14 protein-coding genes are annotated in these 22,181 nt (G+C 47.2%); 9 read left to right on the forward strand and 5 right to left on the reverse strand.

The window, feature by feature from the left end; translation table 11 throughout:
- Positions 1-3 precede the first annotated feature (3 nt).
- Together A4R26_RS04455 and A4R26_RS04465 are read left to right on the forward strand one after the other, a co-directional pair.
- Complete coding sequence (locus A4R26_RS04455; protein ID WP_081161107.1) at positions 4-1,839, forward strand: RagB/SusD family nutrient uptake outer membrane protein; 1,836 nt, start codon at positions 4-6, stop codon at positions 1,837-1,839.
- A gap of 311 nt (positions 1,840-2,150) precedes the next feature.
- Complete coding sequence (locus A4R26_RS04465) at positions 2,151-3,323, forward strand: class I SAM-dependent rRNA methyltransferase (protein WP_081161308.1); 1,173 nt, start codon at positions 2,151-2,153, stop codon at positions 3,321-3,323.
- Between the two features lie 279 nt (positions 3,324-3,602).
- On the opposite strand, the gene A4R26_RS04470 is transcribed toward A4R26_RS04465, so the two are convergent.
- The 3 genes from A4R26_RS04470 to A4R26_RS04480 all read right to left on the reverse strand — a co-directional run bounded on the left by A4R26_RS04470 (position 3,603) and on the right by A4R26_RS04480 (position 5,423).
- Complete coding sequence (locus A4R26_RS04470) at positions 3,603-3,938, reverse strand: T9SS type A sorting domain-containing protein (RefSeq protein WP_165760144.1); 336 nt, start codon at positions 3,936-3,938, stop codon at positions 3,603-3,605.
- A gap of 149 nt (positions 3,939-4,087) precedes the next feature.
- Positions 4,088-4,537, reverse strand: coding sequence for a peroxiredoxin (locus A4R26_RS04475; protein WP_081161133.1), 450 nt, complete (start codon positions 4,535-4,537; stop codon positions 4,088-4,090).
- 313 nt (positions 4,538-4,850) lie between these two features.
- A complete protein-coding gene (locus A4R26_RS04480; protein ID WP_133054538.1) occupies positions 4,851-5,423 on the reverse strand; it encodes a hypothetical protein in 573 nt (190 codons plus the stop codon).
- 329 nt (positions 5,424-5,752) lie between these two features.
- Between A4R26_RS04480 and A4R26_RS04485 the strand changes: the two genes are divergently transcribed.
- The 7 genes from A4R26_RS04485 (at position 5,753) to A4R26_RS04515 (ending at position 16,415) form a co-directional block, all read left to right on the forward strand.
- Complete coding sequence (locus tag A4R26_RS04485) at positions 5,753-6,982, forward strand: glycoside hydrolase family 27 protein (protein WP_207625673.1); 1,230 nt, start codon at positions 5,753-5,755, stop codon at positions 6,980-6,982.
- A 96-nt stretch (positions 6,983-7,078) separates the two neighbouring features.
- Positions 7,079-7,675 (forward strand): RNA polymerase sigma-70 factor, encoded by a 597-nt coding sequence (locus A4R26_RS04490; protein ID WP_081161144.1) that lies wholly within the window; start codon positions 7,079-7,081, stop codon positions 7,673-7,675.
- 184 nt (positions 7,676-7,859) lie between these two features.
- On the forward strand, positions 7,860-8,843 hold the full coding sequence (locus A4R26_RS04495; protein ID WP_133054539.1) for a FecR family protein: 984 nt from the start codon (positions 7,860-7,862) through the stop codon (positions 8,841-8,843).
- 121 nt (positions 8,844-8,964) lie between these two features.
- Complete coding sequence (locus A4R26_RS04500; RefSeq protein WP_165760145.1) at positions 8,965-12,300, forward strand: TonB-dependent receptor; 3,336 nt, start codon at positions 8,965-8,967, stop codon at positions 12,298-12,300.
- A gap of 48 nt (positions 12,301-12,348) precedes the next feature.
- Positions 12,349-14,001 (forward strand): RagB/SusD family nutrient uptake outer membrane protein, encoded by a 1,653-nt coding sequence (locus tag A4R26_RS04505; protein WP_081161158.1) that lies wholly within the window; start codon positions 12,349-12,351, stop codon positions 13,999-14,001.
- Between the two features lie 118 nt (positions 14,002-14,119).
- Entirely contained in the window at positions 14,120-15,040 is a 921-nt protein-coding gene (locus A4R26_RS04510; protein ID WP_081161162.1) for a BT_3987 domain-containing protein, read from the forward strand.
- Positions 15,041-15,182: 142 nt separating this feature from the next.
- Positions 15,183-16,415 carry a purple acid phosphatase family protein gene (locus A4R26_RS04515; RefSeq protein ID WP_081161165.1) on the forward strand — a complete coding sequence of 411 codons (1,233 nt, stop codon included), beginning with the start codon at positions 15,183-15,185 and terminating at the stop codon, positions 16,413-16,415.
- A 51-nt stretch (positions 16,416-16,466) separates the two neighbouring features.
- On the opposite strand, the gene A4R26_RS04520 is transcribed toward A4R26_RS04515, so the two are convergent.
- Both A4R26_RS04520 and A4R26_RS35790 read right to left on the reverse strand, forming a co-directional pair.
- Positions 16,467-17,510, reverse strand: a complete 1,044-nt coding sequence (locus A4R26_RS04520; protein WP_081161170.1) for a PorP/SprF family type IX secretion system membrane protein — start codon at positions 17,508-17,510, stop codon at positions 16,467-16,469.
- A 53-nt stretch (positions 17,511-17,563) separates the two neighbouring features.
- Positions 17,564-21,976 (reverse strand): PKD domain-containing protein, encoded by a 4,413-nt coding sequence (locus tag A4R26_RS35790; protein WP_081161178.1) that lies wholly within the window; start codon positions 21,974-21,976, stop codon positions 17,564-17,566.
- Positions 21,977-22,181 lie beyond the last annotated feature (205 nt).

Here is a 22,181-nt window from a genome sequence, read left to right on the forward strand (position 1 = left end):
AAAATGAAACGAAATCCTTTTTTATATAAATATGCAACAGCAATGACAATGGCATTGCTGTTGCTGGTAACGTCCTGCCGTAAAAATTTTCTCGATAAAGAACCGTTGGGTTCCTTCAATCCCGATCAGCTGGCAAACGCGGCCGGTGCAAACGGACTGCTTATTGGGGCTTATCATATGATAGGTGGTATGGGTGGTGCGGCAGGTAACAACTGGGCTTCCAGTCCTTCCAACTGGGTGTTTGGCAGTGTGGCCGGTGGAGATTCCTATAAAGGTTCTACCCCAAGCGATCAGGGTGATATTGTACAAATTGAAACCTGGGCCTACAATACCAACAATCCTTACTTTAACCAGAAGTGGCAGGCATTGTACGATGGTGTGCAACGTGCCAATGAAGTATTGCGTGTATTGCCCAGGGTTACCGATATGACGGATGCAGAGAAAAAGGTGATGGAAGGGGAAGCCCGTTTTCTGCGGGGGTATTTTCATTTTGAAGCAAAGAAGCTTTGGAACAATGTGCCTTTTGTAGATGAAACCATTTTCACCGCTGCAAAGAATACCAATGTGCCGAATATCGATGACGCCGGTAATTTTATCAATATCTGGGCTAAGATAGAAGCCGATCTGGAATATGGCGCAGCGAACCTGCCTGCCACGCAAACACAGGTAGGAAGGGTCAACAAATCGGCAGCAATCGCATTCCTGGGTAAAATATTCCTGTATCAACATAAGTACGCACAGGCAAAAGAACAGTTCGATAAGCTCATTCCCGCAGCCTATGGTGGCACAGGTAATGGCGTAACCTCAGGCGGAAAGGCATATAAACTGGTAAATTTCCAGGATAATTTCAATGCGGCTACAGATAACAGTGCAGAATCCATTTTTGCTTACCAGGCCTCAGTGAACGATGGTTCAGGTACCAACGGTAACCATGGCGATGCCCTCAACCTGCCTAACAGCGCCGGCCCCGGCGGTTGCTGCGGTTTCAATAACCCTACCATGTCGCTTGCTAATTCTTATAAAACTGATGCCGACGGGTTGCCGATGTTCGGCACGTACAACAGCACACCGAATGTAAGTGACCCTGCAGGAGCCTATACCGGTACACTCGATCCTCGGATAGATCTCACAATGGGCCGCCCCGGTATTCCTTATTTCGACTGGGGTCCAACACCTGGTGACGCCTGGATCCGTGACCCGGCCACCAACGGCTATTTCAGCCCTAAGAAAAATGCCTATGCGAAAGTGCAACAGGACCTGTTATCATCAACAGAAACCAGTTTCTGGGGACCTACGCAGATCACAGCAAATAATGTAAATATTATTCGCTTCGCCGATGTACTGTTGTGGGCTGCCGAGTGTGAAATAGAAGTAGGAAGTCCCGATAAAGCGCTTGAATATGTAAACCATATTCGTGCACGGGCGGCAGATGCTTCCGGCTGGGTATACAGCGGCAGCGATTATGATGCCGGCAGCGGAAAATATATCACCAGAACAACCCCGGCCGACGATTATAATATCGGTGAATATCCCCCGGGTGCTTTTGCCGATAAAACATATGCATTGAAGGCAATTCGGTTTGAAAGAAAACTGGAACTGGCCATGGAAGGCCACCGCTTTTTCGACCTGGCGCGGTGGGACAATGGCACGGGTACCGTGATGGCGGCTGAACTGAATGCATTTGCTGCTGCAGAAAAGCAGCGCCCGACAATTTTCAATATCAACCAGTCGGCCGCATTTACGCCCCAAAAGAATGAGTATTACCCGATACCACAAACGCAGATAGACATACACAACGCCACCGGAAAAATAAACCTGAAACAAAATACCGGCTATTAACCGGTTGACGATAATGTAATAGATTGTATGTACATAATGAGCCGTCCCGGTCCTGAGCGCATGTTCGCCCCCTGGCGGAAAGCCAAAGGACCGGGACGGCCTGTTTTTACCCGGATCTGCGTGCAGCTGCTGCCTCAAAACCCTGATGCCGCCATTTCGCCCAATAATTCTACTTTTGCGCGAATGAAACGTCCCTTTGGCAGAATTTTCATTAAGACACACAGGATTATGAAAATTTTGCCATGGTAAGTTCCCCGTCCGAACGGGTCATCCGGGCGGACATCTGGTCAAAACTCAATTATTATTTTCAGATGAATCAGGTAATCTTAAAAAAGAAGATCAGCCAGCGGGTGGCTAACGGGCATCCCTGGATCTTCGCCAATGAAGTGAATGAAGCCCCGGAAGGTGTTGAACCCGGCGCAATTGTAGATGTGTACACCCATGATAAAAAGTTTATCGGGAAAGGCTATTTCAATTCCCGTTCGCAGATACTGGTGCGGTTGCTTACCCGCAAAAAAGACGATGTGGTGAATGAGGAGTTCTTTTATAACCGCCTGCTGGAGGCCTGGAAATACCGCCAGCAACTGGGTTATGAAGAGAATTGCCGGCTGATCTTCGGTGAGGCCGACAACCTGCCTCAAATGATCATCGATAAGTTCAACGACTATTTCGTTATTCAAACCCTGGCCCTCGGTATCGATGTGTGGAAACCAGCCATCGTAGCGGCCCTCGAAAAGATCTTCAGGCCAAAAGGCATATACGAACGCAATGATGTGCCGGTGCGCGAACTGGAGGGTTTGCCCCAGCAGAAAGGTTTTCTCTCTGCGCCGTTCGATACGAAGATCACCATTCAGGAGAATGGATTGAAGTTCTATGTGGATATCGAAAATGGTCAGAAGACCGGTTATTTTCTCGATCAGCAGGACAACCGCCGTGCCATTCAGCATATTGTAAAAGGGGCCGACGTATTGGGTGCGTTTACCTATACCGGAACGTTTGAAATTCATGCAGCGCACTATGGCGCCAGATCGGTGCTTGGACTGGATATTTCACAGAACGCTGTTGACCAGGCAAACCGCAATGCGGCCCTCAATGGGGTAGATAACATCTGCAAATTCGAATGTATGAATGCGTTTGATGTGCTGAAGGCCTGGGCCCGCGAGGGAAAACAATATGATGTGGTAATGCTCGATCCGCCTTCGTTTACCAAAACAAGGGACAATATTCAAAAGGCCATTACCGGATATAAAGAGATCAACCTGCGGGGAATGAAGCTGGTGAAACCCGGTGGTTTCCTGGTAACCTCCAGTTGTACCAACCTGGTGCAGCCCGACCTGTTCCTGCAGATCATTCAGTTAGCGGCGAAGGATGCCCGAAGAAAGATCAGGCAGGTGACATTTCAAACCCAGTCGGCCGATCACCCGATCGTTTGGGAATGGGAGAATACTCATTACCTGAAGTTTTTGATAGTGCAGGTACTTTAGTGCGTTTATAATCATAACAGGCAAGTTGTTGATTACAAGCAGCTTGCCTGTTTTTTATATCAGGAAGGGTTGGTTCCCCTGCATTTCCATAATCATAAATGGCCGTTTAAAATTACAAACGACCCGTTTGTAATCGCAAATCATACATCTGGAATTACAAACGCCCTGTTTATAATTTCTACCGGGGAACCTGGAAATATAAAATGGAGAAAGCTATGAACGCCTGGACATAAAAAAAGTCCGCCGCGGCGGACTGTATAAATAAGTTGGAATAATCTGTTACTTGGAGACCTGGAACTTTCCCGAATCGATCACTTTTCCGTTTTTATCTTTTAACTGGAATATATAGATACCACGGTAAAAATCGTTGAGGTTAACCGTGGTCTTAGGCGAAATATTATTGATTTCCTGAACTTTTTTGCCAATAAAGTTAAAGATCTGCAGGTTCAGCGATTTTTCGTATCCGCGTTGGAAATCGAAGGTGATCATTGAGGTAGCAGGGTTCGGGTAGAACTTTACGACAGGGGTTGCAGGGTCCTGTCCAGGATTACGCTCCTGGCTTTTCGCTGTGAATGACAATAAAAGGATAGTGGACAATGCGTAAAAAATCTTCATGCGCGATGATATTTTACAGTTATTGCTCAAGATATTTCCTTTTAACCAAAAATACAACTCCTTTAGCATATAACCTGCGGTTGATAGGGGATTCTGCTTACAAAAATTGTACACAGTTAATATTTTAACCCTATTTTAATTGATTATAATCAAGCGATTGTGCGAAGGGTTAACTGAATGCCCTCGAAATTCGGAAAATCGCCCGCCTTTTCAAGTATTTCAGAAAAACGGATGTTGCCCTCCCGGTCGATAACAAACGATGCGCGTTTCGACACGCCTTTCATATTATAATTCCATTCCTCGTATAAACTGTTATACAATTTCGATACCTCCTTATTGAAGTCGCTCAGCAGGGGAAAATTGAATCCCTGTTCTTCCCTGAATTTAGCCAGGGTATACAGTGAGTCGACACTAATGCCCAACACCTGCGCATTGACATTATTGAACAACGCCATATTATCGCGTACATAACAAAGTTCTTTTGTACAAACGCTGGTAAATGCCAGCGGGAAGAAAAGCAGTACTACGTTCTTTCCTTTAAAGTCGTGCAAACTTACGGCGTTCTTAGCCGTATCGAAAAGGGTAAAATCAGGAGCCATAATTTGATAATTTGCTAATGTGCCAATATGCTAATGAAATACAGAAGGCGTATTTCATTGGCGTTTAGTGATGCGCAAATTAGTCAATTGTCTCATTATAAATGTATGAATCGGAGCTGCCCGTTTTTGAATTTCGAAGAAAGAAGAACATTTTACGGAAGAATGATCTTGCTTTATTTTGAGCTTCGCGAAAAATCGATCAGTGGCACAGCGTGTAAAAATTTCCTGCCTTATTTTAAGCGTTGCGATACAACGGTGAACTGCACAGGATGCGTTAGCACATTAGCTAATTAGCACATTATCAAATTAGCTGTTAGTTTGTTGCCAGCGACAGTATATTCTTCTGCAACTCAATATACCGTTTGTAAAACCGTCTCAAGGGTTCGTATTGCGGATCGCGGAACGACATATCGGCCAATCCATTTCCTACGGTAACGTATTGTATCAGCATGTCGTGATCGAAGAAGAACACTTCGCCGTGTTTTATTTCATCTTCGTAGTAAGACATAAAATCAGTTTCGTATAGTTCCATACAAATCAACCGTCCCCGGTTCAGGTAAAAGGTTTCTGTATACTCCAGTGAATCTATGCGATATCGAACTTCAAAAACAATGATGTTTTTATTGTGAATGGTGTAATACCAGGTTTCTTTAAGCGGCTCGTCTTTGCGCAGGATCTTATTGAGGTAAAAAGTGCGTTGCGAGTGAAGGGAGAGACTATCCGTTTCATGGATCACCTGGTCGATATTTGTTCGCCAGTCATACCTGCTTTGATTAAACGCAGATTGAGAAATGGTTAATGCCATAATGGCCATCAGCATTGCCAAAGGCAGTCCGTTTGGTTGGCTCGGACGCCGGAAAGTCCGTATCGCTGGCGGGATTCTCATGTTTATTAAATTTAAGATTTTATCAGCGAATTAAAAATATCAAACACGAAAAAAATGTGCATGTGGATTAGTTTTCCGGGTAGGAACGATAAAGGTGGTTATGGTCTCACACAAAAGGAAAAGGGTCGCAGTTAGTGGATGAATCCGGGGCAAATTCTATATTACAATAAGTGTACCCGGCAGTGTGCTTTGTACTGTTCAGTAAACATTTATTTCTAAAATTTCAGCAAACGTTTGCGTGTTTGTTTTGTGCGGCAGTTGGTTATTTTTGGTTGAAAGGCTTCTAAATCATTGCTGTTTAATCCGCATCATCCTCGAAATCTGAATGTATGATCCTGAAAAAGCTTGCAACCACTTTCTGCATTACGCTCATGGTATTATTCGTAAGATCGCAATCATCCGTTGCTTTAACGCCGCCGATGGGATGGAATAGCTGGAACCTGTTTGAAGAAGACGTATCTGATAAACTGATCAGGGAAATTGCCGATGCCTTGGTAAGTTCGGGTATGTCCCGCGCCGGTTATCAATACATTGTGATTGACGATTTTTGGGTGGGCGGCCGCAATGCCAGTAATGAATTGTTTCCCGACCCCATACGTTTTCCCCATGGAATAAAAGCGCTGGCCGATTACGTTCACTCAAAAGGATTAAAACTCGGGATCTATTCCGATGCTGCAGCCCTTACCTGTGGCGGCGTTACGGGCAGTTACAATTTTGAGGAACGCGACGCCACAACTTTTGCAAATTGGGGAATCGATTACCTCAAGTATGATTATTGTAATGCGCCCGGCGATATGGTTACCGCGTTTACCCGTTACAAAAAAATGGGTGATGCACTGCGCAGTACCGGGCGGCTAATTGTATATAGCATTTGCGAATGGGGCCAGCGGCAACCCTGGCTTTGGGCGCGCGCCGCAGGCGGTCATTTATGGCGCACCACCTGGGATATGCGGGATACCTGGCTAAGCGATCGATACGATAATGGTCATAACGGCATCATGAATACCATTGAGAAACAAAAGGGGCTTGAAAAGTATGCCGGTCCCGGTGGTTGGAACGATCCCGACCTGCTGGTAACCGGTTTATCCGGCAAAGGAAAATCTTCTTCCCTTAACGGACGCTTTACCGGCTGCAGCCTAACCGAATACCGCTCCCAGTTTGCGGTCTGGTGCATGCTGGCCTCACCACTGATGGTTAACCTCGATGTACGCCGTATGGACACGGCAGTGAAAGCCATTCTGCTAAACAAAGAGTTGATTGCCATCGATCAGGATGTATTGGGCAGCCAGGCTTCGGTGGTTATCGATGCAAACGGCTGGCTGGTGTTTAAAAAAGAATTGTCGAACGACCGCTATGCGATCTGTGTGCTTAACCGGCAAAATGTTTCTGCCTACTTTTCTTTCAACCTGGAGAGCGCGCTTAAAATGCATGGCCGGTGGAATGCGCAGGAAATATTTACGAACCGCCGGTTGCGCGGAGTTAAAACATTTACCGGAGAATTAACCGCACACGATTGCGTAATCTATGTATTGAGCGCAATGAACTCATTGACAAAGTGATGTCTTGTTTCGCTACGCGATCTGTCTTGTACTGTTAATTATACACTTAATAATTGTATAACATTTGATGGTTTTCTTTGCCGCGATTTCTAAAGCATGGAACTTCCTTTAAACGATACGGCATTATGGAATTTATCTGCTCAGGAGCAGGATATTACCTTGCCTGCTACCCATTCAGTTGATGCAGATGCCGACTGGTCGCAAAAATTCAATCGCATATTCTTTGCCACCAAAGACCGGTTGTATCATTTTGCCCGGAAGCTTACGCAGAACGAGGCCGACGCCAGGGACATTATTCAAAACTGTTACGCCCGGCTGTGGCAGCACATAGGTACTGTAGACGATACCCGCGAAGTGCTGCCCCTGCTGTTTACCTATGCCCGCAACCTTGTCATCGATCACCTTCGCAAAAAAGCCCGGCAGCAACAGCTGATTCACCAGTTACAGCAAAACGCCGCTCCTTCCGAAGCCATACCACAAGCTGAACAACTTATGCATTATAAAGAAAAATTGCAGCAGTTGCAATCGACCATTGCCCGGTTACCCGCCAAAAGAAAACAGATCTTCACGCTGGTAAAACAGGAAGGCCTTTCGCACAAAACGGTAGCCGACCAATTGGGAATTTCACCAGCCACGGTTGAAAAACAGGTTGGCTTGTCGCTCAGGTTTTTGCGAAACCAAATGAAATACTAGCTGTCAATTAACTATGAACTGAGAACTATGAACTGAGAACTATGAACTGAGAACTATGAACTGAGAACTATGAACTGAGAACTACGAACTATGAACTGTCCCAGTTCACCAATCTCCCACTTAAGAAAAAATATTTTAAAAAAGCTTACCGGTTACCTGCCGCCCGTGCGTGATACAGGTAACAATGGACAAACTATTACTGCACAAATTTATAAAGGGCGAATGCACGGCCGAAGAGACTGCACTGGTACAACAATGGCTCAATGAGCATCCCGAAGCACTTGACGAATACCTGCAAAGTGTATGGGAAGAACCGGTTGACGGGCCTATGCCGGCTACCATGGAACAGGCCCTGCTTACCGAAGCGGCTGCCTGGCCCGGCTATAAGGAAACGCCCATGGTGGAAAAGGCATCCCGCCGCTGGCTGTACTGGCCGGCCGCCGCTGCAATATTAATAGGTATTGCCGGCTGGTGGCTGTTCGCGCCGGAAAAACGCTTCTCAACAAAACAACATGGCCATCAGTCAACAGTAATTACCCTCGCTGCAACGGGCGCCCAACGGTATGTATTACCCGACCACAGCGTGATCTGGCTGAAAGCCAATACCCTGGTGAAAATAGATACCCAGTTATATAAACAACAGTTTCGCATTATTGAACTGGTGGCGGGTGAAGCATTTTTTGAAGTGGAGAAAGACCCGGCCCATCCTTTCATTGTAAAAAATGGCCCGGTGCAAACCAGGGTGCTGGGCACTTCCTTCAGTGTGCAAACCGGTTTGCCAGGGGAAGCTGTGCGGGTGACCGTAGCAACCGGAAAAGTAGCGGTAAGCCATAACGACAAACAGCTCGATGTGCTGTTACCCGGTAAACAACTCAGCGTACGATCAAAAACCGGTGCATTTACCAAAAACACCGTGCCGGTATGGCTGGCTTCTTTATGGAAAGAGAACGAATTACAGCTAACCGATGCGCCCTTTGCCCACCTGCAACTGGCTATGGAAAACCTGTACGGCATAAGGGTGAAAACAAATAGCAGGGAAGTAAACGCCCGGCATTACAATATTAAATTGAACCGCAACACGCCTGTACAGGAGGTAATACAGGTACTGGCATTGTTAAACCAACATCAATATAAAAGAATAAATGACTCAGCCTGGCTATTGTATTAGCCTCGCTTAATGCTGCCGCCACCAGGAAATGACCGTGGTAAAAGCAAACAGGACACAGGATTGGGCCCTGTATCCTGTACTGGTAGCAAATATTTACTACTTAAAACCAAGTTTCGAAATTATGAAAAAAAAGATTCCTGAACAGTGTTGTTTAGGTTACCAGAACTTTCTGCTTACGTTGGTTATTTGTATGGTATTTAGTGTAGCCAGCCATGCGCAAAGCGTATTGAAAAAAAAGGTAACTATTTCGTTCAGCGCACAACCGCTGGGCCAGGCACTGCAACAATTACAGAAAAAAGCAGGTATCAGTTTCGCGTACACGCAAAATGATGTACAGTCTTTCCTGGTTCCGGCATTGGTGTTTGCTGATGAGCCGCTTGAAAACATATGCCGGGAAATTTTTAAGAACACCACCTTGTCCTTTAAAGAATCGGGCAGGTATATTGTGGTCACCCGCGATACGCCGTCTCCGGTTGAAAAAAAGCAAAACGGTTTGCTCATCACCGGAAAAATAACCGATGCCGAAACAAAGGATGGGCTGCCCGGTGTGAATGTAATGGTAATGCGCACCCTGAATGGCGTTATAAGCAGGCGCGATGGTTCCTTTTCCATTGAAGCGCAACCCGGCGATATGTTACGCTTTACCTATACCGGTTACGAATCGGTGCAGGAGCAGGTGGGAAGTGCTGCATACTTCCCTATTGCCATGAAACCTTCAGGCGCTATGGGCGAAGTAGTGGTATTGGGTTTTGGCCAGTCACAAAAGAAGATAGCCCAAACCGGAGCTGTGGCTTCTATTTCAACCAGGGAAATAAAACAAAGTCCGGCCGCAAATATCGCCAACGCACTAACCGGCCGGTTGCCGGGTTTGGTAACGGTACAACGCTCGGGTGAGCCGGGCAATGACGGGCCGGAGTTATTTATACGGGGCCGCGCCACGCTGAACAACAATGCGCCGTTGATTACGATCGACGGTGTTGAAAAAGCACCCGATGTAGTGGAGCTTTCATCGCTAGATCCCAACGAAGTGGAAAGCGTAACTATCCTGAAAGATGCATCGGCTACCGCCCTTTACGGGGTGAAAGGCGCCAATGGCGTTATCATTATCAAAACCCGGCGCGGCAGGGAAGGGAAACCGGCGATCAATACCAGTGTGCAAACCAGTGTTCAGGAGGCAACCCGCATTCCCAAATACCTCGACTCCTATCATTTTGCGTTACTGGCAAATGAAGCATACAAGAACGATAACCCCAACGGGGTACTACTTCCATATTCAGCGGAAGCATTAAAGGCGTATGAATCCGGTTCAGACCCATATAAATACCCGAACGTAAACTGGATGAATGAAATGCTGAAACCGGCATTGATGACCCGCGCCAATTTCAATATCAGCGGCGGCTCACCAATGATCAAATATTTCGTAAATGCAGGCTATACTTCGCAAAACGGTTTATATAAAGCGGAGAAGAACGATAAGTACGATGCCAGCCTGAAGTATCGCCGGTATAATTTCCGGTCGAATATCGATATTGAATTCGATAAGGATTTCTCGGTAGGCCTCAGTTTATTTGGCGCTATCGAAAACCAGAATACGCCGAACGTCAATACGCAGGACATCTTTAATTACCTGCAGAAAACACCGCCGAATGCTTACCCTATACAATATCCAAACGGTCTTTATGGCGGAACCACCCGCGGCAATCCGTTCGCATTAGTGAACACAACCGGTTACAGGCAGTACTTCAACTCTTCTTTATCGGGTATGTTCACGGCCATGCGCAGGCTTGATTTTATTACCACCGGTTTGTTTTTGAAAGGTAATTTCTCATTCGACGGATATTCAAGAACTTCTTTAACCCGCAGTAAGGAAGTAAAGACTGCATTGTATAAAGGAAGCGGTGATTTTAACGATACCGCCAGCTATTCATTTACCGGTGCCGATGTTCCATTGAGGACGCCGGAAAGCGGTTATTCACAGAACCGCAGTACCTGGCTTGATTTCTCACTGAATTACGATCGCAGTTTTGGCGCACATAATTTTACCGGTTTACTGTTGGTGAACCGCCAGCAAAAAGTACTGGCAGGCAGCAGCCTTATCCCATTTGTTTCCCAGGGCCTTGTTTCCAGGGTTACCTGGAACTGGCGTAATAAATACTTTGCCGAATTCAATGCTGGTTTTAATGGGACCGACAATTTCGCAAAAAATAAACGTTATGGCTTTTTCCCCGCAGGTTCAATAGGCTGGGTAGTTTCAAAAGAAGCCTTCCTTGAAAATAGTTCCGTTATCGATTACCTGAAACTAAGAGCGTCGTATGGCCTCACCGGCAGCGACCAGTTGGGCAACAGGCGCTGGCTGTTTATTTCAGAATATGTGAGCGGCACAGGTTATGGCTTTGGCACCGATCAGCTAACTGCCATTGCAGGCCGGCAGGAAGGCGCCATGGCCAATGCCGATGTAACCTGGGAAAAGGCCCGTAAGCTGAATATCGGTGTGGAGGTAACGCTATGGCGCAACCTGTTGAGCGCAAATGTCGATGTGTTTCGCGAAAAAAGAAATGATATCCTTATAACGCGTGGCGTGATACCCGATCTGTTGGGTGTAAGTGCCGGTAACCTAACGCCGGCCAATATGGGCGTTGTAGTGAACCGCGGTGTCGAACTGGAGCTCAATCATCGCCACCGGATCGGTAAGGTAAGATATTCCCTGCGGGCAAACGGGTCGTTCGCGCGGAACAAGATCCTGTTCAGGGATGAGATCAGTTATCCATACGATTACCTGCGCGGCACCGGTCAGCAGATTGGACAGATCTTCGGATTTACCGCCATCGGTTTTTTCAACAGCCAGGAAGAGATATTAAACAGTCCGCGCCAGTTTGGCAACCTGATACCGGGCGATATCAAATACAAAGACCTGAATGGGGATGGCGTTATCGACAACAACGACAAGGGCCCCATTGGAAGAAGTACAGTGCCGGAGTTCCTGTACGGTATTTCTGGAAATGTAAGCTGGAAGAATTTTGATGTCAGCGTATTGTTTCAGGGGGCCGGAAATTATAGCGCGCGGTTTAGTCATGAAGGCGCCTGGGAATTTTATAACGGCGCAAAAGTAATGGAGCAACACCTTGGCCGCTGGACACCCGAAACTGCAGCAACGGCTACCTACCCGGCACTGCATTACGGACAAAACACCAACAATCACCAGGAATTCTCTTCTTTCTTCCTTAAAAACGCTACTTATCTCAGGTTAAAAAACGTAGAGATAGGGTATACATTCAGGAAGCTGCATATTGGAAAGCATACCGGTATTTCATCATTACGCGTATATGCCAACGGTATGAACCTGTATACCTGGGACAGAATGGGTAATGGCAGTTACGATCCGGAAGCGCCCAGCGGAAAAGGTTTCTTTTATCCGCAGTTGCGCGTGGTGAACCTGGGTATTTCGGCAGATTTTTAGAACGTGAAACGTGATCATCTTTCTATCCGAGCAGTTAAAAAATAAACAATGAGACTTATAAATATATATTTGGTAACCAGTTGTATTGCTTTATTAAGTTTAGCGACGGCCTGTAGCAAGGTAAATTCCTATCTCGACAAAGCTGAATCGGGTGGTATAACCGACGAAGAGTTGTTCAGTGATTATGTACAAACCGATGGCTTCCTTGCCAACATATATGCCACCGGTATTGGCGCCGGCGACTGGATGCCCGTTTACTCTTTTACCTATGCCGCGGCATGCGATGAAGCCAAATGTCCGTATACATTCAATTACGGCACAATTAATTTCACCAGCGGGCTTATTTCTCCAACCAATAACCCCATCGATATCTGGGCGAAATCGTACCAGAATATCAGGAAGGCAAATATTTTCTTGAAACATATTGATGCCCTGCCGGTGAACGATGCAAAACAGGAGGCCGGCAAATCAAGAATGAAGGGCGAAGCGTTGTTTCTGCGCGCATTTTTTTATGCAGAGCTATACAAACGTTATGGTGGGGTGCCCCTGATAACAGAACCGCTCACCATCGATCAGGACCTGCAGATCCCCCGTAACAGTGATGAAGAAACGGTTGATTTCATAACGCGTAATTGTGATAGCGCCGCAGACCTGCTGCCTGTTGTAAGCACTTCAGAGAACCTTGGCCGGGCAACCAGCGGAGCGGCCATGTTGCTGAAATCGCGCGTTTTGTTATATGCCGCCAGCCTGTTACACAATCCCGAAAATAAACAGGAGAAATGGCAGTTGGCTGCCGATGCGGCCAAAGCGGTGATAGACCTGAATGTTTACCGGCTCGATGATAACTATAAAACGCTGTTCCATACCCGCACATCACCTGAGGTAATATTTCAAAGTACTGTTAACCAGGTTTGGAAAATAGTCGACAACGACTGGGTGCGCCATACCGAACCACCCAGCCAGGGTGGGGGCTGGGGCAACCTGCAGCCATTGCAGAATATGGTTGATGAATATGAAATGAGCAATGGCAAATACATTACCGATCCCTCTTCGGGATACGATCCCGGCAAGCCCTATGTTGACCGCGATCCCCGCTTTTATCAATCCATTATCTATGATGGCTGCAAATGGACAGGCGCCACCATCAATACCTACGTAGGCAGTGGGGTGGATGGACTGAACTACAATGCCGCCGCAACCAAAACCGGTTATTATGTTGCCAAGTTGCTCGATGAAAATGCAACCCTCATCACGTCGTACAAACCTGGCAGCCATTATTGGGTATTCATGCGGTATGCCGAAGCATTGTTGAATTATGCCGAAGCAAAGAATGAAGTATTAAGCGCTCCTGATCAATCGGTGTATGATGCGGTAAACCTGGTACGCGACCGTAAGAATGTAAAGATGCCGCCTATCCCTGCCGGCTTATCAAAAGAAGAAATGCGTTTGCGTATACGGCACGAACGGCGTGTTGAACTGGCTTTTGAAACCCATCGTTTCTGGGACCTTCGCCGCTGGCGAATTGGCACACAGGAAGGCACCGCTGCTTACGGAATGAAGGTGACAAAAAGCGGTACGGTATATACCTATGAAAAGTTCCTGCTTGAGAATCGCGTTTACCGGCCAGCATTCGACCTGTTTCCCATTCCGCAGTCGGAAAGAGAAAAAGACAAGGCGCTTACGCAGAATCCTGGATACTAGGTCAATGGTCAATGGTCAATAATTTCCGGCGCCGCAGGGTCGTAACAAAATCTGAATAATCGCGAGGCCATTCACGATTCACGATCTAAGGTTCACAAAAACATCAAAATTCAATTAAATGACACGTTATACTTATATCTCGGCATTCCTCCTCGCAGCCTGCTCAATAGCCTGCAAGAAGCAGCTGATCGATGATCCCGGGCAATATTCGAAACTTTATATGCCTCAGGCGGTAGATTACCCCGCCATGCGGCCCCTGTTAATGACCGACACCCTGCAATACATTGTTTTCGGCGCAGCCTTTGGCGGTGTAGATGATCAGTCGCAACTGATCAATGTAAAGTTTGAAGTTAACCCGGCGCTGGTTGACAGTTTTAATAAAAAGAACGGCACCGCCTATGCTATGCTGCCCGCAGGCAGTTATATACCCGACAACCTGAGCACCAATATTTCCGCCGGAAATGAAAGCAGCACGCCGTTGCGTTTTGCCATTAAAACCGTTGGCGGACTGGAAGTGTCAAAAGATTACCTGTTGCCCATAAGCCTGGTGCAAACCGATGCCGCCATACCGGTAAATGAAAATTTGCGTACTACGTATTTTCATATCAGGGGCGAATACATTGAGTATAACCGCCCGTCCTGGACGCTGCTGGAAACCTCTTCGCAGGAATCGCCTAATATTTCACTCAATGCTTTTGATAACAATACTACCACCGTATGGCATACCCAGTGGAAACTGGCCAAACCGCCGCATCCGCATTATTTAAAAGTTGATATGAACGCAACCAACAGCATGCATGGCTTTTATTTTACGGGAAGTAACAATACGGCTACGGGTAATCCGCAGAAAGTGCATGTAGACGTAAGCGTTGACGGCAGCACCTGGACCAACACCGGCACCTTCACCTTTCAGAATGTATATACCAAACAAACTTTTTATTTAAATAATCCTGTACCTGCACGGTATTTCAGGTTTGTGGTTGACTCCAGTTTTGCCAATACGCATTTTACGCATCTTTCAGAGATCGGCGCATTTTAAATGTTGTATTAACTTTTCATGAAAAACGCCGAACGTGTAACATGCCGGCGTTTTTTAGCGTCTTTAATTTCGAACAATCGTTTGCGCCCTGTTTTTTACCTGCGCGAACTTAATTTTATACCGTAGCCAATATTCCATTTACATGCATCAACAACAAAAAAGTAATAGCCGTCGTCATTTTTTACAATCGCTCACCGGTTTGGGTGGGGCCACCCTGGCTGGCAGCCTGTTGCCCGATTTTCTGCAGGCCTCGCCATTGCTGCGGCCTGCCGATCCTGCCGCCGGGCACGTATTTACCGCAAAACCTTACCTGCAACATCCTGCGCCTGATTCCATGGTGGTAATGTGTGTTACCAACCTGCCTGCCTACAGCTGGGTTGAGTATGGTGAAACCAATGCGCTGGGACAAAAGACGCATAGCGTTACCAACGGGCTGGTGGATGCGTACAACCGGGTGAACCGTATAAAACTGAGCCGCCTGAAGCCGGGCACAAAATACTTTTACCGTGTAGTGTCGAAAGAGATCACCGGGTTTGAACCATATAAACTAACCTATGGCGGTACCATCGAAAGCGAAGTGTATACCTTCACCACGCCCATGGATAAGTCAGATGTCATGCGTTGTTTGATCATGAACGACATTCACGACAGGCCGGATTCCATTCCGCATCTGGTGCAGTTGAATGGCGCCGATCCCTATGATTTTGTGTTCTTCAACGGCGATATCTTCGATTACCAAACCAATGAACAGCAGATAGTAGATCATATGCTGCAACCCTGCATCAGCAGTTTCGCCAGTGAAAAACCATTTATGTATGTACGGGGCAATCATGAAACACGGGGAAAGTATAGCCGCGATCTGCATCATTATTTTACCAATCCGCAAAGCAGCCAGTATTATAGCTTCACCTGGGGACCGGTACATTTCACCGTGCTCGATACCGGTGAAGATAAAACAGATGATACCCCCGTATATGCGGGCATTGTTGATTTTGACGCTTATCGTATGGAACAGCAGGTATGGCTGGAAGAAGTGATGCAAAGCAAGGCGTTCAGGAAAGCCGAATTTAAAGTGGTGCTGATGCATATTCCGCCATTTTATTCGGGCGACTGGCATGGCACCATGCATTGCCGCGAGTTGTTCAACCCCGTATTCAACAAATACCACGTTGATATGGTCATTAGCGGGCATACACATAAACATGGCATACATCCGCCGGTAAAAGAACAACATCATTATCCCATTATAATTGGCGGCGGCCCCAGGGACGGGCAGCGTACGCTGATAAAACTACAGGCCGATGCCGCCAACCTGCGGCTAACCATGCTGAGTGATAGCGGGAAGGAAGTGGGAAATTATATAGTGGCGAAATAAAAACCGCGAGAGCGGTCAGTAGTGGCACACTCCGAAGGGTGCTACTACTGTTTAAAATTTCGGACATAACATTTTATACTCACTACTATTGTCGCGTTGCAGGAACCCGATATAACAGAGCGATAGTTCGAACCCGCCCCGGCCCATACTGGCTGTTTTTAACGGCGATACGTTTACATCATAACTCAAAGCGGTTGACAGGTGGCCCCATTCAATTTTCACTACAGGCACCAGCGCATCTTTCCACCGCAGGAACAAACCGCCGCTTAACGTATAGGTGGGATTGTTATCGATATCATAGCCAAGTTTGTGCGAATACAATACACCGCCGATGGTTTCATTATAGCTTCCCTGCACGGAGTGGTCGGCCTGTAAGGTAATGGCCGATTCATCATCGAGCGACCATTTTACGCCGATAGAACCAACGTACTTGGGGCTAAGCTCGATGCTCCTGTTGCGATAGAACGAATTTTTAGGCCGGTTCAAATGGTGATAGGCCCCGCCAATGAACATACTGTTTCGCTCGTCGGTACCAAAAGTAGTATTGAAGCTCATGCCCACGCTGGCATCCCAGGTGCTGTAGTTGGGCGATAACATATTTTCGCCGGTAGGCAATGTTGGGTCAAATGCACCTCCGTTATACTGGTTATCGGTGGTGATCTTGGTTATATCGATGCTTTTGCGGATCAGTCCACCCATAAAACCCAGCGACAGGTACATGGTTTTGTCGTTGCTCAGCGATTTGTGATAATTGAGCGCTGGCAGAATATGCGTGGTGGTCAACCCTACGGTGCCTGCTTTATCGAACACGGCCTGAATGCCGGTGGTAATAAAATCGTTACCTGCGCCTACGGGCATTTTGTATTCTGCATTCAGTGAGCCGGTCCTGTATGCATTGGTGATGCTGTTCCATTGATCGCGGTATACGCCCTGAATGCGATAGTCGCCGGTATAAATGCCTGCCAGTGACGGATTGCGTAACAGGGGCGCTTCGAAGAACTGCGAAAAATGGATATCCTGCCCTGTTGCGGTCAGCAGCGAAAGCGATAATATAAAGCCGGCAAAAGAACGTTTAAAACTATGGCCGGTGATCATGTACGTTTCTTTTTAGGTAATTAATTACTTTAACAACTTTCAACCGGGTACGATTAACGCACCAGCGCCACATTGCCTTTTACCGGAACGATGGCGGCGTTTTCACAAACAAACTCTATGATATAAACGTATACATCGGCGCTGGCGGGTTTGCCTTTGTAATTTCCATCCCAGCCGCCACCGGGTGTACGGTCGTTGGCAACGAAATTCATTCTTTCATATACCATTTCGCCCCAGCGGTTGAAAATGCGCATACTGTTTACCCGGGTTATGCCAACACCTCGTGGCGCAAAAATATCGTTCACCCCATCACCGTTGGGCGAGAAGGTATTCGGTAAAAAATAATTCAGCCCGTTACAAACCGTTGTTACTGTTACATTGGCTGTATTGGTGCAGCCGTACTGGTCTGCAACAGTAACCGTGTACGTAGTCGTTAGCTTCGGGTTGGCAAAAGGCGTAGGGCAATCGGTACAGCTCAGGTTTTTCGCTGGTGTCCAGTTGTAGCTGATCACTTCAGGCCCGTAGGTGACCGGTAAATTGACCCCGGTGGTTACCGGTATCACCGGCTGTTCATTAACCGTGATCTGTGGTGTTTCAGGTACAAATACACTCGTGTAGGCAGTGTCTGTACAACCCAGCAGGTTGGTGGCCTGCAGCGATATGGGATAAGTGCCGCTGTTTTTAAAGTTCAGCGATATATTGGGTTGGTTGCTGTTTGAAGGCGTCCACTTCCAGGTAATGCCTGTGTCGGGTACAGCCAGCATGCCCTGCAGGTTCAGCGTTTCATTCAGGCAGCCAATGCTGTCGCCCACGATAGAAGGATCGGGTGTACGGTACACCCTGATGGTATCGGTAATCGTTTTCGAACACCCCTGTTGGGTAGTTACCGATTGTGAAGCCAGGTACAGGCCTGGTTGCTGATAATTGTGAGAGGGGTCCGTTACAGATGTCGTAGGTGAGCCATCGCCAAAATCCCAGGTTCGGGCAACAACCGGATCGTTACCAATGGTATAATTGGTAAAGTAAACAATGCCGGAGTCGCAGAATTTTTTCCGGTCGAGGCCGAAGAACGGTTCGGCGCCTATCACCTTTACCTGGGGACCGCCAACATTTGCCAAACATCCCTGATTGTCTGCATACGTTAAATAAGGCGAATAGAAAGCCGGTGATTTATAAAAATGCGTGTAACTGGTTGCCATGGTGGTATCCATTACGCCATCGCCAAAGTGGAAAGTATACTTCATGTTGGGGATGGTGGCCAGCGAAAAATTAACCGTTAGTTCGTTACAGGCATCGAGGGGGCTGTAATTGAGAGTAGTTACATTACTTGCGTTTAGCACATGTATGTTGGCGCTTACCGAATCTTTACAGCCGCCATAACCGGTAAGCACCAGCCAGGCCGTGTAATCGCCAAACGAGTTATAGAAATGCGTTGGGTCCATTAAAGAAGAAGAAGAGCCATCGCCGAAATTCCATTCCAGTTCTTCATAGTACATACCCTTGAAAGTGAATTTCGTTTCAATGGGCGGGCAAATAGTAAGTGTGTCGACAATATCGAATGCCGGCACTGGTTTCAGAGTTGTGATATAACCGTTGCGGGTCACTGAATCTTTACAGCCGCCGCGATCGGTTATTACCAGTTTCACATCGTAAGTGGCATTATTGCCGCCATAGCTGAAGATGGGGTCTTTGAGTGTTGATGTGCCGCCGTTGCCGAAATACCACTGGTAGCTCAATCCCCGGCCTGCAGATTCATCGGTAAACTGTACGTTCGATGTGGGGCAGATGGTATCATAATCTGAAGTAAAACCTGCCAGTGGTGTTGAAATAAAAATGGTGTCTGTCAACCTGTATGTATCAACGCATCCCATTGCATCATGAACTGAAAGCTGTGGATTATATGAACCGGTATCGGCATATGCATGCGTAAAAGGAGCGCTGGTGAAAGATTTGGTCTGGCCGTCGCCAAAATCGAAGACCCATTCATTTAAAGCGTTTGGCGAGGTTGAATTGTCTGTGAACGTGACGATATCATTTTTACAACCGCCAGGTGTGGCCGTAAAATTGGCAACCGGACCAATTACATTCACTACATTATTTTTTATCACTGTGTCGGTACAGCCGTTTATATCTGTAATGACCAGTCCAACGCTGTGCAGCCCGAACGTTGAAAAATTATGGGTATAGCCCCTGCCGGCCACCGTCCATGGGCCTCCATCGATCGACCATTGGTATTGAACGATGTAATTTGTATTGGTAGAAAGAATGGTAAAGTTGGCGTTCCGGCAAACAGTAGCAGGTATGGTAAAGTCGGCCAGCTCTTTAACCAGCTTCACGGTGTCGATATAGGTATGGGTGCAGGAACCATTGGTTACAGCAAGTGTTACCGGGTAAACGTTGTAGCCGGGGAAAAGGAAGGTGGGGTGTTGCTGGGTAGAAGTGCCAACCGGCGGATTGCCGGCTACCGGATTTCCGAATGTCCATGCATAAGAAACAGGCCCGTACGAAGGATCTGTTTTTGACGAATCGTTAAATACAACGTTCAGGCTGCCGCAGGTTATTGTATGCCCGAATTTTGCGATCGGTGGTTTTATATGCACCGTTTGTGTGGCGCCGGGATTGCCGCAGCGATTGTTGAATGCCGTTAATTTTACGATAAACGTGCCTGAGTCGAGATATAGATGACTGGGGTTTTGCTCTGTTGAGGTTCCGCCATCACCGAAATCCCACTCCCATTCGTCGGCCCGTGGCGGCGGCGCTGTAAGATCGGTGAATTGAATGGCGGTGGAGGCGCACGCATCTATAGGCGATATACTGAAACTGGTGTTCGGCGGCGTGCCAACTTTTACCCCACCGGCTTCCGTCGTTGTTGCCGTACAGCCGCCGGTGGTGGTGACGGTGAGTTTGATGTCGTAGGTGCCGGTGCTGTTATACGTATGAGTTGGAGTTTGCAATGTGGAAGTAGTGCCATCGCCAAATTCCCATAGCCACGATGCTATGCCATCTACTGAAGTTGCAGTGGCTGTTGGCCTGTAAGTAAAAGGAACACAACCGCCATCACGCACATTGTTGATCTTTATGGTAGGGGCTTCAATTTTAACTACCGAAGTTTTCGTAACTTTTGCCGTACAGCCGTTGGCATTGGTAAACGTACCAGTTACATTGTAAGCGCCCGTACCATTATATAAATGGGTAACCGGCGATCCGGTTCCTGTGCCGCCATCGCCAAAATCCCAATCCCATTTTGTATTGGGCACAGCCGATGCGTCCTGAAAGGTTACCGACAATGGCGGTTTACAGGCTGTATTATTGGTGGCGGTGAAATCGATTACCGGTGCCGGCTGAACATATACCTGCTTTATCGCCGAATCTTTACAGGCCGAATAGGTGTTGATGACCTTTACTGTATAATTGCCCTGCATTGTGTAAACGGTATTGTCGTTTATATTGGTCGACTGCACACCGTTGCCGAAATCCCAGAGCGTTTTTTGTGGAGCCACTGAGCCATCGTTGACAAACGATACAGGCTGGTTCTGGCACACCGTATCCGGGGCCTTAATTATGGTAGTAGGCCCTGATAGCGTTATCGGTTGGGTAATTGTGTTGGAACAACCGAATTCGCTGGTGGCGGTAAGGGTTACATTATAAGTATTGTTAGAAGTATATGTAGTAGCGGGATTTGCCTGCGTTGAATTGCTGCCATTGCCAAGGTCCCACTGAAAGGTCATATTACCAGGGCCGCTCGACTGGTTGGCAAAAGTGATATTATACGGCGGCTGGCAGGAAAGTGCCTGTTCATTGGTGAATGCTGCTTTTACCCCGGCAACGATACGAATGTAACGGCCCGCCGTTGCGGTACTTTTACAACCGGTACTGCTGGTAACAGTAAGGCTTACATTGTAAAACCCGGTATTGTTGTAAATATGTGAAGGGCTTTGTGCGGTGCTGGTGCCGCCGTCGCCAAAATCCCATTGCCACGAAACTATATTTCCCGCCGTTGAAGTACTTTGATCGCTAAACTGAATGTTTACCGGCACGCAGCCCAGGGTTTTATTTGCAGTAAACCTTGCTGCCGGCGAGGGATAAACCGTAATGTAATTGGTTTTAGTAGTACCGGTGGTGCCATCGGCGTTACGAACCACCAGCCTTACCGTATAGGTGCCCGGGTTAGAATAGGTAACGCCGGGATGTTGTACATTCGACAGGGTGCCATTTCCAAAATCCCAGTTCCAGAATTTGGGATTACCTGTTGTAAGGTCTCTAAAGGCTACATGCAATGGCGCGCAGCCTGAAGTTTTGTTAGCCGTAAATTCCGCCGTCATTGTTTGGGCAAAAACGGGTAATGACATTAAACAAAGGAACGATAAGCACAGCCATGAGGTTAAAAGCTTTCCAGGGTTTCCTATGCGGAACCGAACCGGCAGGCGCATCCGGTTACCACCAGGTGCAAGTACAAAATTACTCAAGTGCAAAACTGTTTTATGGTTATAGGCAGTATACGCCCTCAACAGCACAGAATGACCTTACTCCATGCAAACCTTATTCCCGGTAAAATGAAATCACCATGGTGATATTTTACTTACCGCAGGTTTTACACAGCACAAATGATCAGTTCTTAACCAGTTGTTGGGCAATTAGTTAATCGTGGGGTATCCGGATTTTTTGGTAGTC

Source organism: Niastella populi (assembly GCF_002078015.1).
GTDB lineage: Bacteria > Bacteroidota > Bacteroidia > Chitinophagales > Chitinophagaceae > Niastella > Niastella populi.

Coding starts and splice junctions, on each gene's coding strand:
- A4R26_RS04475 (WP_081161133.1), bottom strand. CDS start 4,537: ATGGCTCCTGATTTTACCCTTTTCGATACGGCTAAGAACGCCGTAAGT.
- A4R26_RS04510 (WP_081161162.1), top strand. CDS start 14,120: ATGACACGTTATACTTATATCTCGGCATTCCTCCTCGCAGCCTGCTCA.
- A4R26_RS04485 (WP_207625673.1), top strand. CDS start 5,753: ATGATCCTGAAAAAGCTTGCAACCACTTTCTGCATTACGCTCATGGTA.
- A4R26_RS04490 (WP_081161144.1), top strand. CDS start 7,079: ATGGAACTTCCTTTAAACGATACGGCATTATGGAATTTATCTGCTCAG.
- A4R26_RS04495 (WP_133054539.1), top strand. CDS start 7,860: ATGGACAAACTATTACTGCACAAATTTATAAAGGGCGAATGCACGGCC.
- A4R26_RS04520 (WP_081161170.1), bottom strand. CDS start 17,510: ATGATCACCGGCCATAGTTTTAAACGTTCTTTTGCCGGCTTTATATTA.
- A4R26_RS04500 (WP_165760145.1), top strand. CDS start 8,965: ATGAAAAAAAAGATTCCTGAACAGTGTTGTTTAGGTTACCAGAACTTT.
- A4R26_RS04465 (WP_081161308.1), top strand. CDS start 2,151: ATGAATCAGGTAATCTTAAAAAAGAAGATCAGCCAGCGGGTGGCTAAC.
- A4R26_RS04505 (WP_081161158.1), top strand. CDS start 12,349: ATGAGACTTATAAATATATATTTGGTAACCAGTTGTATTGCTTTATTA.
- A4R26_RS04470 (WP_165760144.1), bottom strand. CDS start 3,938: ATGAAGATTTTTTACGCATTGTCCACTATCCTTTTATTGTCATTCACA.
- A4R26_RS04515 (WP_081161165.1), top strand. CDS start 15,183: ATGCATCAACAACAAAAAAGTAATAGCCGTCGTCATTTTTTACAATCG.
- A4R26_RS04480 (WP_133054538.1), bottom strand. CDS start 5,423: ATGAGAATCCCGCCAGCGATACGGACTTTCCGGCGTCCGAGCCAACCA.
- A4R26_RS04455 (WP_081161107.1), top strand. CDS start 4: ATGAAACGAAATCCTTTTTTATATAAATATGCAACAGCAATGACAATG.